Here is a 12,008-nt window from a genome sequence, read left to right on the forward strand (position 1 = left end):
CCACTTCATGGCCATGCACGTACAACGTCTGCCATCCCTTTACGCAGAGGCCGTCATGAGCCGACTTCCCGAGTTGATCACCGTTGCATCGCTGGATCTGAACCGCTATCTCGGCACCTGGTACGAGATCGCCAGGTTGCCGATCCGCTTTGAGGACGCGGACTGCACCGATGTGTCGGCGCATTATTCTCTGGAAGACGACGGCACCGTGCGCGTGCAGAACCGCTGCCTGACCGCAGCCGGCGAACTGGAGGAAGCGGTCGGTCAGGCGCGCGCCATCGACGCGACAAACGCCCGGCTCGACGTGACCTTCCTGCCCGAAGGCCTGCGCTGGATTCCCTTCACCAAGGGCGATTACTGGGTGATGCGCATCGACGCGGGCTACACCGCCGCCTTGGTCGGCAGCCCCGACCGCAACTACCTGTGGCTGCTGGCGCGCCTGCCGCAGCTGGACGAAAACATCGCGCAGGCCTATCTGGCGCATGCGCGCGAACAGGGGTTCGACCTGGCGCCGCTGATCCACACCCCGCACACCGGGCAGCTGACCGAGCAACCACTGCCTTGAGCATGCGTGGCGATCACCGCTAGTGCGCGGCGCACGTCAGGCGCGGGCTGGGCATGCACTCCGCAAGGTGCGGCTGGTCCTGGACTCTCGGCGCGCTGCGCTCAGCGCATGCACCACATGGCCACTGCTCGCTCACACGCGCTGAGCGCGACGTGTTGTGAACGAAGCCGTCCTGCGGCGAGCTCACACGCCAGGCATCCGTGCGGGCTGCCGACCGCATTGCGATCTGAGGGCCGCTAACAAAACGACTGCGCAACCATCTGGCAGGCGCGGCCGGTGCTCGGTCCGGCATGGACCACGCATTCACTCCGGTTCCGAGCGCGCCGTCCATGTCCACCTGACGACCGCTCGCCACGTTTTGTTAGCCGATCCAAGACGCCACTGCGATCGAGCACTCCGCTGTAGACAGACCCGACTACTCAAGCCCATACAAACAACGGCCGGAGCATTGAAACCGCGCCGCATCAGCTGCACCGCCCTCTGCTCCAGCCGCCTTGACTCCGGCGATTGCCGGGGCGACCAGGTCGCCCGTTGGCGCCAATCGTCGCAATCAACTGTCCTACTCAGCCGTTGAGCGTGCCCAGATCCTTGGCGGCAGCCTGCGCGCCTTCCAGGCTGTCGAAGGCCACGCCGGTGTCGCCCACCACGTACTTGACCAGTTCGCCATCGCGCGTGGTTTCGTGCATCTTGAAAATCGGTACCGCATCGGTGCCGCCGACGCGTTCTTTCTGCGTTGTCATGGGTGATTCCTCCAGTGAGAGCGCCTTGCAGGGGACCGGATGGCCCCGCAGCCCGAGGTGGCGAGCGCAGACCGACCGACCCTAGCGCGCAAGTGTGTGCAAGCGCGTGAATCCATCGACCGCGTCAATTGCTGCAGTGCAGAGACAGCGGCCGGCAGAAAATCACATCCACTTCGCTCGACAGACGCGCGCAATGCACGCGTGTGTCGTACATTCGCGACGTGCAGCCTCATCAGTCCATATCTGTGGTCAACATCACGCCGCGACGGCGCGCTGCTGCGTGTGGCGGCGCAGCCGTTGCGGACGCGCAGGCCGTAGTGCGCAGCCCACCCAGCAGGCTGCGCGCATGAGCTGGCCCCCACGCCGATGCGGGTGGTGACGTGAAGCGTCAACGCATCATCAGTCTGACCGTGCTGCTGGTGCTGCTGTGCGCAACGCTCCCCATCGGGCTGTCCTACTACCTGGCATGGCGGCTGGCGCTATCGCGCGAGGAAAGCAGGCTCAGCCAACTGGCGGCGCTGTCGATCCGGCGTACCGAAACCGCCTTCGACGAGGCGCATGGCGCCTTGCTGAGCATGGCCACCTCACGGATGCCGCCCTGCTCGCCCATGCACCTGGCGCAGATGCGCGCGCTGGTGCTGACCAGTCACTACATCGTCGAGCTGGGGCATTTCGAGCAACGCCGCTTGCGCTGTACCTCGTGGGGGCTGCTACCCGACAGCATCCCGCAGACCAGCCCGGACTTCGTGGTCAAGCGCGGTATCGCGGTGACCACCCGGCTGCTGCCGCTGGCCAATCCGCAGCACCCCTTGATGGCGCTGCAGCTAGGCGACTACAACGTGCTGATCAACCCCGATACGCTGGCCGACATCAATATTCCGCCGGGTCTGCAGCTGGCGATCGGCACGCCCGACGGGCAGGTTCTCAGCAGCACCGGCACCGCGGCCGAACAGTTGCTGGTGGCCCCGCTCGACGACGCTGATACCGGTCCGCGCACCGCCGCCGACGCGCATCCGCAGGTGCTGTCCGGCCGCGACCGGCGCGGCGACTGGGTCGCGGTGGTCACCGAGCCGATGGCGTATCTCCGCGGGCCGCTGGCGGCCGCACGGCTGCAAGTGGTGCCCGGCGGCATCGTCCTGGCAGTGCTGCTGGTCGGCGTGGTGCTGTGGGTGTCACGGCGGCGCCTGTCGCCGCTGGCACGGCTGGAGATTGCGGTGCAGCGCGGCGAGTTCATCGTGCACTACCAGCCCATCATTGCGCTCGACAACGGCCGCTGTGTCGGCGCCGAGGCATTGGTGCGCTGGCAACAGCCGGACGGTGTGCTGGTGCCGCCGGATGCCTTCATTCCGCTGGCGGAAGAAAGCGGGCTGATCCTGCCGATCACCGATCTGGTGGTGGCCGAAGTCATCCGCGACCTTGGCCCTACGCTGGCTGCCGATCCGGCCTTGCATGTGGCCATCAACGTTTCGGCCGGCGACATCAAGAGCGGCCGCGTGCAGTCGGTGCTGGCCCGGGCCCTGCATGGCACCGGGGTGGACAGCGGGCAGCTGTGGGTGGAGGCGACCGAGCGCAGCCTGATGGACATCGACGCGGCGCGCACCACCATCACCCACCTGCGCGGCGCCGGCCACACGGTGTCGATCGACGACTTCGGCACCGGCTATTCGAGCCTGCAGTATCTGCAAGGCCTGCCGCTGGATGCGCTGAAGATCGACAAGTCGTTCGTGGACACCATCGGCACCCACTCGGCCACCAGCTCGGTGACCGCGCACATCATCGAAATGGCCAAGACCTTGCAGCTGCGCACCATCGCCGAAGGCGTGGAGCGCCAGGAGCAACTGGATTACCTGCGCGCCCACGGCGTGGATCTTGCGCAGGGCTGGCTGTTCTCGCGCGCACTGCCGGCGACCGGCTTCATCGCATATCACGCGCAGGCGCGCACCGTTGCCGCGCACGGTTTCAAATAGACAACCGCTGCCTTCAAGGCATCCGGCCGGCACGCCGCTCCGATGCCTTGAAGATCCCATACAAGGCTTCGGCTGGCACCAGCGTGATCCGTGTCTTCGCCTGGCACGATTGGGACGCTCCGGCGGACCGCCGTCATCGGCTGAAATGCCGCAACCCAGCCAATCACTCACACCATGGCGTGGTGTCGACGTCGCGCTCGCAACCACTGGCTGTTGCTGGGCCCAGCGCGTCAGGACAGCGAACAACTGGCGTCGCTCCTTGCCGACGCTACCCGAATCCCACGGCTTTCGACATCGAGCCGACGATCGGTGCCCATCACTTACCGACGCCCATGACGCACATGTATTGCATGCAGATGCATGGCGGCATTACCCACGCACGTCGCCTGTTGTCGAAGCGACAATCGCAATCACTGCGCTGCCGCTCAGACAACCTCACCCGCGCACCGGTGAGATGCCTATCGCTCGCCGATGCGATCACGCCTGTGCGCTTACATGCGCACACGTGGCCGCATCGCTACGCTCACCGTGTCGGGATGCATCAACTTCCATCAAGCTGATTGAACCCGAACCCATAAAAAAAGGCCGCCAATGGCGGCCTCTTCCTATCCCTCAAGCGCTCTGCAGCGCAGCGCCGCGTTGGCGCACCGGCTTGGGCCGGCTCGGGAAGGCATGCCGCACGATCCGCCACATCACCTGGCCAAACTGACGCGGCAGCGAGCCGGTGTTGTAGTGCTGGCCATAGCGCGCGCAGACCTGCTTCACCTCGACCGCAATCTGCGCATAACGATTGGCCGGCAGATCCGGATAGAAGTGGTGTTCGATCTGGTGGCTCAGATTGCCCGACAGCACGTTCATCAGCTTGCCGCCGGTCAGATTCGACGAGCCGCGCAATTGACGCAGATACCAATGGCCGCGCGACTCGTTGCGGATCGATTCCTTCGGGAACACTTCCGCATCGGCGGTGAAGTGGCCGCAGAAAATGATCACGAAGGTCCAGATGCTGCGCAGCATGTTGGCGGCCAGATTGCCCAGCAGCACGGTCAGGAAGAACGGGCCGGCCAGCAGCGGGAACACGATGTAGTCCTTGAGCATCTGGCGGCCGATCTTGCGGCCCACCGGCAGGAACGACGCGCGCAGCTCGGCAGCCTTCATCTTGCCCGCGAACCAGCGGCCCAGGCGCAGGTCCTGGATGGCCACGCCCCATTCGAACAGCAGCGCAAACACCACCGCGATGAACGGCTGCAGCAGGTAGAACGGGCGCCAGCGCTGCTCGGGGAAGATCCGCAGCAGGCCGTAGCCGATGTCGTCATCCATGCCGCGCACGTTGGTATAGGTGTGGTGCTTGAAGTTGTGCGTCTTGCGCCAGTTGTCGCCGGTGGCAACGATGTCCCACTCGTAGGTGTTGCCGTTGAGCTGCGGGTCGCCCATCCAGTCGTACTGGCCGTGCATGACGTTATGGCCCAGCTCCATGTTCTCCAGGATCTTGGACAGGGTCAGCAGCACCACGCCGGCAATCCACGCCGGAATCAGCACGCTGTGCACGAACGCACCCAAAAACAGCAGCGCGCGGCCGGCCACGCCGGTCCAGCGCACGGCAGCCACGATGCGGCGGATGTAGCGCGCATCGGCGGCGCCCACCTGCCGCTGCACGCGGGCGCGGATGGCATCGAGTTCGTCGCCAAACGACTGCAGTTCGGCGGCGGACAGGGCACGGTTATGAACTCGGCTCATGAAGATTCCTTACAGATCCAGGATCAGGTCAGTGCTCGGGGCACTGATGCACAGGCGCACCTGTGCGGTGGGTTCGTTGCTGCGCTCGCCGGTCAGCAGGTGGCGCGTGGTGCCGGACTGGCGCGCGCAGGCGCAGCTGTTGCAGATGCCCATGCGGCAGCCGTGCTTCGGGCGCAGGCCTTGCGCTTCCAGCCCTTCCAGCAGCGACTGGCCGCGCGGCAGGGTGAGCGTACGGCCGCTGCGTGACAGCTGGACCTGGACGTCGCCGGTTTCGCCGTCGTCCAGCGTCGGCACGCTGAAGGCTTCGGCCTGAAACGCCGCTACCTGGCCTTCCAACCGTGCACGCGCCGCCTGCACAAATCCGCCCGGGCCGCAGGCCATGACGTGGCGTGCGGACAGATCGGCGATCTGGTCCAACGGATAGCTGTCCACGCGCGCCGCCGGCGTCGCACACTCGCGGGTGGTCAGCACCTGCACGCGCAGACGCGGATGCGCGGCGGCCAGCGCCTCGAATTCGTCCAGAAAACAGGCTTCATCGCGCTGACGCACCCAATACAGCAGGTCCACATCCACCGGCATGCCGGCGTGCGCGGCCGCACGCAGCAGCGCGCGCATCGGGGTGATGCCCGAGCCTGCGGCCAGCAGCAACAGCGGGGTGGGCGCGGCCGGCAGCAGCATGTCGCCAAAGGCCGGGTCCAGCGACACCACCGTGCCCAGCGCCGCATCGTGCGCCAGATACCGGCTCACCTGCCCGCCTTCGATCGCCTTGACGGTGATCGCCAGGCGGCCATCCGCCAGCACGGTCGGGCTGTAGCTGCGCAGCAGACGGCGGCCGTCGATCTCCACGCCCACGCTGACGTGCTGGCCAGCCTGCAGGCCCTGCCAGTGGCCATTGGCCTGGAAGACCAAGGTCACCGCGTCGCGGCTGGCGGTATTGCGTTCGATCAGACGGGCCATGGGCCGATCCAGCGTCCACAGCGGATTGATCCGGGTTGCCCAGAAATCGAACAGCTGCGGCGACACCAGGCGGCGCGCCAGCCGTGCGGGCAGCGGGGACTTGCTCTTGGGAGTGGGTGCCAGGCTCATAGGTTGCACTATACGCATGCATGCACACGCGTGTATACAGTTGTATATCGACCAGAGGGGCTATGATTCATTCCCACGTCCGGCTGCCGCCTCATGACCTCCATCGCCCTGCCTTCCCACGACGCGCCGCCGTCACGCAAGCCGGCGATCTCACGCGAGGACCTGATTGCCGCGGCGCTGTCGCTGATCGGCCCGCACCGCAGCCTGTCCACGCTGAGCCTGCGCGAAGTGGCACGCGAAGCCGGCATTGCGCCAAACAGCTTCTACCGCCAGTTCCGCGATATGGATGAGCTCGCGGTGTCCTTGATCGATCTGGCCGGGCGCTCGCTGCGCACCATCATCGGACAGGCCCGCCAGCGCGCCACCTCCACCGACCGCAGCGTCATCCGCGTGTCCGTGGAAGCGTTCATGGAGCAATTACGCGCCGACGACAAGCTGCTGCACGTGCTACTGCGCGAAGGCGCGGTGGGCTCGGACGCCTTCAAGCAGGCGGTGGAGCGCGAGCTCACCTATTTCGAAGACGAATTGCGCGTGGACCTGATCCGCCTGGCCGCCGCCGACAACGCCAAGTTGCACGCGCCGGCGCTGGTGTCCAAGGCGATCACCCGCCTGGTCTTTGCGATGGGCGCGGTGGCGATGGACTCGCCGCCGGAAAAGGACCCGGAACTGATCGAACAGATCTCGCAGATGCTGCGCATGATCCTGACCGGCGCGCGCACGCTGGGCACGCACGGCGGCTGAGCGCGGCGCACAGCGCATCGCGCGCAGTGGTCGGATCAGGTGTCGACGGCGCGCTCATCACCGCAGCGGATGCGTGGCGCACGCCGCATGACGCACCAATCGCGTTCGCCTGGCGCTGAGCTCCGACGTTTTATTCGCCGCGCGCACTTGGTACGGCAGCCTGCTGCCGGCGCCCGGGTTGCGCCTTTCGTAGTGAATGACCCCACGCGCTGTTGCACGCAGCAGGGCCGTGACTGGCACGAGGTCGGCAGCGGCAACCACCGTACATCATGGGTGCGACCGCACATTCCCAGATGCCACTAAACGCGTACCATCGGCCACGAGTGCAACTGCAGGCCCGACTGCATCCGTGTAACGGGAATACCCTTGTCTGCACAGCCGCGTATCGAAAGTTCCTGCACAACGTGTGTCGATCATTATTCAATCGACCCGGCATTATCCATTCCGGATCAGCCTTTCCAATCGCCACATTCCCGACGCACGAAGAAAAACATAATCAATTATTTTCATAAAGTGCTTGCATAACCAAAAACCTGCAGGTAATGTTCGCGCCCTACGCAGCACTGCCTGCACCCGGACCTGACCCACGCTCATGCACACCAGCCATTTCATTCAACGCAATCGACTGCCCGGCGCGCTTCGCGCGGCATCGTTTGCGTGCACGGCCAAACAGCACGTGCGCACCATCATCGGCTGATGTCCTGATTCAAGGAGATCGGTCACCCGATCTCCGAGGCACGCGAACGCCCTCGGATGCAGCATCCGGGGGCGTTTTTCGTTGTGCGTTCGTAGTGAACCTGTGGATGACCGCAGTTGAAACCCGGGCACGGACTGCCCGACAACAGGGATGTTGGATTGCCACGAGGCGCGACAGCGCTGTGCCCAGGTTTCGGGCACGGGTGGTATGTGGTCATGCACCGACTGAATGACCGTTTGAATAAAACGGCCATCGGAAACAGTACGAAAGATCGTCAGCGCACTGGAGTTTATTCCAGCTGGTGCGCGCGGCTATGCCGTGGCGTATACCGATCATCTTTCTCGTGTTTCTCGTTTTGGGTATCGGCTCGTGGTCGAGCAGCGGCACTCTCCGCAGGCGCGGTTCAATTCCGCATTACCCACCACTGGATAGCTCAGAGGGTAGAGCAACAGATTTCTCATCTGTCTGTCGCGGGTTCGACTCCCGCTCCAAGCAATGACCTTTCCGGTCATCTCGGGGACGCAAGTCCCTTTACGGAAACGCCCATGCTGCGTGCATTCAAGCAATGCATCGCGTGAATGCACGCAGCAGCGGCGACGTCGCCGGGCGGTTGCCCTGGACGCGTCACCCTGCGCTCAGCCCTGCCTTCGCACACCATCGCGCAGCTGCGGCAACGCATCGGCAGGCGCCAACAGCGCAGCGTGCCCCGCACGGCCGCCGTCACCGGCGTTTCCACCTTCCAACGCCGCGTTGCATCGGCACACGTTTGGCCATCAGTCCGATCCGGGCGGCAAAACGGCAGTACCTGCGGATCGGACCACCAGAGCCAACCCAAGGAGAAGTGTCATGTTCTGGACCAAGAGGGTCGTGATCGGCGACGGCGAGCGCGGCCTGGTGTATCGGAATCGTCGGTTCGAGCGCGTGCTCGTGCCCGGTGTCTACCGCCTGTTCGACCCGCTGAGCCGGACCGAGGTCAGCGTGCACAACATCCACAGCGGCGACGAGGTCGGCCGCGATGCCGACATGCTGATCGACACGCTGGGCGCCGCATTGCCGCAGCACTTCGTGCTGGCGGACATCGGCACCGCGCACGTGGGCCTGCTGATCCGCAACGGCAAGCTCGACCAGGTCCTGCCACCGGGCACACGCGCGCTGTATTGGCGCGGCGCCGCCACCGTCGAGGTGCAGAGCTTGCCGTTGGGCGACGGCCTGCAGGTGCCAGGCGATGTGCAGCGGCGCCTGCGTCAGCTCGGCACCGTGTCGCGCGTGGCCGTGTGCATGGACGTGCCCGCCGAGTCGCAAGGGCTGGTGTTCGTCGACGGCAGGTTGATGGCACCTTTCGGCCCCGGCGCGTACGCGTTCTGGAATTTCCAGAAGAACGTGACCACCGAGGTGATCGACCTGCGCGTGCAATCGGTGGAGGTCTCCGGCCAGGAATTGCTGACGCGCGACAAGGTGTCGTTGCGGGTCAATCTGGCAGCGAGCATGCGCGTCACCGATGCGGTGGCAATGCGGACGCGTGTGGCCAAGGCGGGCGACTACCTGTACCGGGAATTGCAGTACGGGTTGCGCCGCGCGGTTGCGGCCAAGACGCTGGACGAATTGCTGGGCGACAAGGCATCGCTGGATGCGGATATCTTCGGCTACGTGCGTGGCAGCGTGGGCGGTTTCGGCATCGACGTGCTTGGCGTTGGAGTCAAGGACGTGATCCTGCCCGGTGAGATGCGCCAGATCCTCAATGCGGTCGTGCAGGCGGAGAAGCAGGCGCAAGCCAATGTGATCCGCAGGCGCGAAGAGGCCAATGCCACCCGCTCGCTGCTCAACACCGCCAAGCTGATCGAAGACAGCCCGGTATTGATGCGATTGAAGGAGCTGGAGGCGCTGGAGAAGGTCACCGAAAAGATCGACAAGCTCACCGTGTTCGGCGGCCTGGATGGTGTGCTGAAGCAGTTGGTGACGCTCAGATAAGCATGCGGGTGTGCGGCGAAAGGATTGGCCGCACACCCGCGCAAAGGAATGAACAACATGAGTACTTCACAACACTTCGAATGGCTGCATGCCGAAGGCAGCACCACCCCGATCAAGGGCTGGGTGCGCGGCGTGCCGCTGGAAGAACAGGCGCATGCGCAGTTGCGCACTATCGCCGCCGTCCCGTTCGTCGGGCCGTGGGTGGCGGTGATGCCCGACGTGCACCTGGGCAAGGGCGCAACCGTGGGCTCGGTGATCCCGACCCGCGGCGCCATCATCCCGGCGGCGGTTGGCGTGGATATCGGCTGCGGCATGGCGGCGGTGCGCACCACCCTGCGTGCCAGCGACCTACCGGACAACCTGGCGCAACTGCGCTCCAGCATCGAGCGTAGCGTGCCGGTCGGCAACGGCCGTGGCGGCGAGCATCGCAACCTGCCCGACAGCATCGACACGCGAATCGCGCAGTCGGGGCTGGTGCAGCGCCTGGAGGCGATCAAGCAGCAGCACAAGCGCATCCGCACCGACAAGCTGGCGTGCCAGATCGGTACGCTGGGCGGCGGCAACCACTTCATCGAACTGTGTCTGGACGAGACCGACGCGGTGTGGGTGATGTTGCACAGCGGCTCGCGTGGCACCGGCAACCTGATTGGCACCTACTTCATCGAGCGGGCGCGTGAGCAACTGGCACACCGCGTGCTGGGCTTTCATCTGCCCGACAAGGACCTGGCCTTCTTCATGCAGGGCGAGCCGTTGTTCGATGAGTACGTGGAAGCGGTGTCGTGGGCACAGGATTACGCGCGCGAAAATCGTGAAGCGATGATGGCGCGGGTGTTGGCGGAGATGCGTCACCGCCTGCCGAAGTTCCAGCTGGAGAAGCTGGCGGTCAACTGCCACCACAACTATGTGCAGAGGGAGACGCACCATGGCGAGGAATTGCTGATCACCCGTAAGGGCGCGGTGAGCGCACGTACCGGCGAGCTGGGCATCATTCCCGGCAGCATGGGCACGCGCAGCTTCATCGTGCGCGGGTTGGGCAACGCAGAGAGCTTCCATAGCTGCAGCCACGGCGCGGGACGGGTGATGAGCCGCACCGCAGCGCGTGCGCAGATCACCCTGGCCCAGCACCGCGAGGCCACCGCACATGTGGAATGCCGCAAGGATGCGGCGGTGATCGACGAATCGCCGGCGGCATACAAGTCCATCGACGCGGTGATGGCGGCGCAGCAGGATCTTGTCGAAGTGCTGCACACGCTGCGCCAGGTGGTGTGCATCAAGGGATAACCGAGGGCCGCAGTCGCGGCCCTCTTTCGCCAAGTTTTTAGCGATGTCTCGGTTGCAAGCTGTCTGCGACCTCATCCGCACATGCGAATGCACAGTTCAGTCATGTCGCGATGGCACTCACATCAAAGCACAAGCGTTTCACTCTTGCGCCGCCATGGTTGCGCCACGTTCGCGGCCTGTTTTTGCAGGTTGCATCCATCAGGTAAGCGGAGGCGGCATGCGCAATCTCGACAAGCAGGAACGCAAGGCAGACGCACAGGATTTGAACCGCGACCCGATCTCCGGTGCCCCGGGCTCGCATCCGGTGGGCGTGGGTGTGGGCGGCATCGCGGGCGGTGCGGCGGCAGGCGCACTGGCAGGCACCGTGTTTGGTCCGCTTGGCACCTTGATCGGTGCGGCTGCCGGCGTGGTGGCAGGCGCAGCTGCCGGTAAGGGCGTGGCCGAGCGCCTCGACCCAACCGTAGAAACCGAATATTGGCGTCAGGAGCATCAACACCGCCCGTACTACAAGGAAGGCACCGACTACGACCGCGACTACGCCACCGTCTATGGCTTCGGCCTGCAGGCACGCGAGACGCGCCCTACCAGCACCTGGGAAGAAACCGAAGCCACCCTGGCCGGCGAGTGGCCGCGTAACCGTGGTCAATCGCGCCTGGAATGGGATGAAGCACGCCTGGCGGCGCGCGATGCGTGGGATCGCGCCGATCGCACCCACACCGTGTATCGCGATGGCGACATGCACTATGCCGGCCGTTTCGACAATGCCAGCTACCGCGACAGCGACTATTCGTACGACGACTATCGCCCTGCCTACCGCTATGGCATGCAGGCGCGTCAGCAGCATGCCGGCCGCCAGTGGGACGACCATCTGGAACGCGACCTGGGCGATGGCTGGGACCGCTTCAAGGCCGACTCGCGCTTGACCTGGGAAAAGGCCAAGCATGCCGTGCGTGAAGCGTTCGACTCGGATCATCATGGCGATGCGGCACGTCGCAATCCGACAGATCCACGCGTGTAATCTGCGGCGCGTTTAGACCGCGGCGCATTGGCCGCGCTAAACGCCAGTGATCCGCAGTAGACCAGACGGGCCCGCGAGGGCCCCTTTGTTTGTGTGGGTTGCGGTGGGCCACAACCTGCAGCGCCTTCGTAGCCTCTTGCGGCACCACGACGCCTTGCGCATTCCGCATGGTCAGGATGGCCGCGCAACATGCTGCACCACGTGTTCCTGC

9 protein-coding genes, 1 tRNA gene and 1 other RNA gene are annotated in these 12,008 nt (G+C 65.1%); 8 read left to right on the plus strand and 3 right to left on the minus strand.

The features are described 5' to 3' along the window. Positions 1 to 55: 55 nt before the first annotated feature. Positions 56 to 565: a lipocalin family protein gene (locus ACCQ06_RS20845; protein ID WP_170068546.1), complete on the plus strand. Its 510-nt coding sequence runs from the start codon at positions 56 to 58 to the stop codon at positions 563 to 565. A gap of 290 nt (positions 566 to 855) precedes the next feature. Next, a non-coding RNA gene (locus ACCQ06_RS20850) (sX9 sRNA) lies at positions 856 to 932 on the plus strand. Positions 933 to 1,128: 196 nt separating this feature from the next. On the opposite strand, the gene ACCQ06_RS20855 is transcribed toward ACCQ06_RS20850, so the two are convergent. Further along, positions 1,129 to 1,305: a hypothetical protein gene (locus tag ACCQ06_RS20855; RefSeq protein WP_005989247.1), complete on the minus strand. Its 177-nt coding sequence runs from the start codon at positions 1,303 to 1,305 to the stop codon at positions 1,129 to 1,131. 380 nt (positions 1,306 to 1,685) lie between these two features. Here ACCQ06_RS20855 and ACCQ06_RS20860 point away from each other — a divergent pair, with 380 nt between their 5' ends. Beyond that, on the plus strand, positions 1,686 to 3,272 hold the full coding sequence (locus ACCQ06_RS20860; RefSeq protein ID WP_316688997.1) for an EAL domain-containing protein: 1,587 nt from the start codon (positions 1,686 to 1,688) through the stop codon (positions 3,270 to 3,272). Between the two features lie 612 nt (positions 3,273 to 3,884). Here the strand turns inward: ACCQ06_RS20860 and ACCQ06_RS20865 are convergent. Both ACCQ06_RS20865 and ACCQ06_RS20870 read right to left on the minus strand, forming a co-directional pair. Then, the gene (locus tag ACCQ06_RS20865; RefSeq protein ID WP_104614845.1) at positions 3,885 to 5,006 is read right to left on the minus strand and encodes a fatty acid desaturase family protein; all 1,122 of its coding nucleotides are present in this window, start codon (positions 5,004 to 5,006) and stop codon (positions 3,885 to 3,887) included. Positions 5,007 to 5,015: 9 nt separating this feature from the next. Next, positions 5,016 to 6,092, minus strand: coding sequence for a ferredoxin reductase (locus ACCQ06_RS20870; RefSeq protein WP_228323243.1), 1,077 nt, complete (start codon positions 6,090 to 6,092; stop codon positions 5,016 to 5,018). A 93-nt stretch (positions 6,093 to 6,185) separates the two neighbouring features. Here ACCQ06_RS20870 and fabR point away from each other — a divergent pair, with 93 nt between their 5' ends. From fabR to ACCQ06_RS20895, 5 genes are all read left to right on the plus strand, one after another. Beyond that, positions 6,186 to 6,833, plus strand: coding sequence for an HTH-type transcriptional repressor FabR (gene fabR / locus ACCQ06_RS20875; protein WP_055847328.1), 648 nt, complete (start codon positions 6,186 to 6,188; stop codon positions 6,831 to 6,833). 1,122 nt (positions 6,834 to 7,955) lie between these two features. Next, positions 7,956 to 8,022 (plus strand) — tRNA-Arg (locus tag ACCQ06_RS20880). A gap of 354 nt (positions 8,023 to 8,376) precedes the next feature. Continuing rightward, on the plus strand, positions 8,377 to 9,498 hold the full coding sequence (locus ACCQ06_RS20885) for a slipin family protein (protein WP_316688998.1): 1,122 nt from the start codon (positions 8,377 to 8,379) through the stop codon (positions 9,496 to 9,498). A 57-nt stretch (positions 9,499 to 9,555) separates the two neighbouring features. Continuing rightward, a complete protein-coding gene (locus ACCQ06_RS20890) occupies positions 9,556 to 10,779 on the plus strand; it encodes an RtcB family protein (protein WP_316689001.1) in 1,224 nt (407 codons plus the stop codon). 217 nt (positions 10,780 to 10,996) lie between these two features. Next, positions 10,997 to 11,797, plus strand: coding sequence for a hypothetical protein (locus ACCQ06_RS20895; RefSeq protein WP_228323248.1), 801 nt, complete (start codon positions 10,997 to 10,999; stop codon positions 11,795 to 11,797). Positions 11,798 to 12,008 lie beyond the last annotated feature (211 nt).

The organism is Xanthomonas sp. NCPPB 4467, from assembly GCF_041475665.2.
Lineage (GTDB): Bacteria > Pseudomonadota > Gammaproteobacteria > Xanthomonadales > Xanthomonadaceae > Xanthomonas > Xanthomonas dyei.

Excerpts from the sequence above, each read along its gene's own strand:
- ACCQ06_RS20845 (WP_170068546.1), top strand. The coding sequence starts at position 56 with ATGAGCCGACTTCCCGAGTTGATCACCGTTGCATCGCTGGATCTGAAC.
- ACCQ06_RS20895 (WP_228323248.1), top strand. The coding sequence starts at position 10,997 with ATGCGCAATCTCGACAAGCAGGAACGCAAGGCAGACGCACAGGATTTG.
- fabR (WP_055847328.1), top strand. The coding sequence starts at position 6,186 with ATGACCTCCATCGCCCTGCCTTCCCACGACGCGCCGCCGTCACGCAAG.
- ACCQ06_RS20865 (WP_104614845.1), bottom strand. The coding sequence starts at position 5,006 with ATGAGCCGAGTTCATAACCGTGCCCTGTCCGCCGCCGAACTGCAGTCG.
- ACCQ06_RS20870 (WP_228323243.1), bottom strand. The coding sequence starts at position 6,092 with ATGAGCCTGGCACCCACTCCCAAGAGCAAGTCCCCGCTGCCCGCACGG.
- ACCQ06_RS20855 (WP_005989247.1), bottom strand. The coding sequence starts at position 1,305 with ATGACAACGCAGAAAGAACGCGTCGGCGGCACCGATGCGGTACCGATT.
- ACCQ06_RS20890 (WP_316689001.1), top strand. The coding sequence starts at position 9,556 with ATGAGTACTTCACAACACTTCGAATGGCTGCATGCCGAAGGCAGCACC.
- ACCQ06_RS20885 (WP_316688998.1), top strand. The coding sequence starts at position 8,377 with ATGTTCTGGACCAAGAGGGTCGTGATCGGCGACGGCGAGCGCGGCCTG.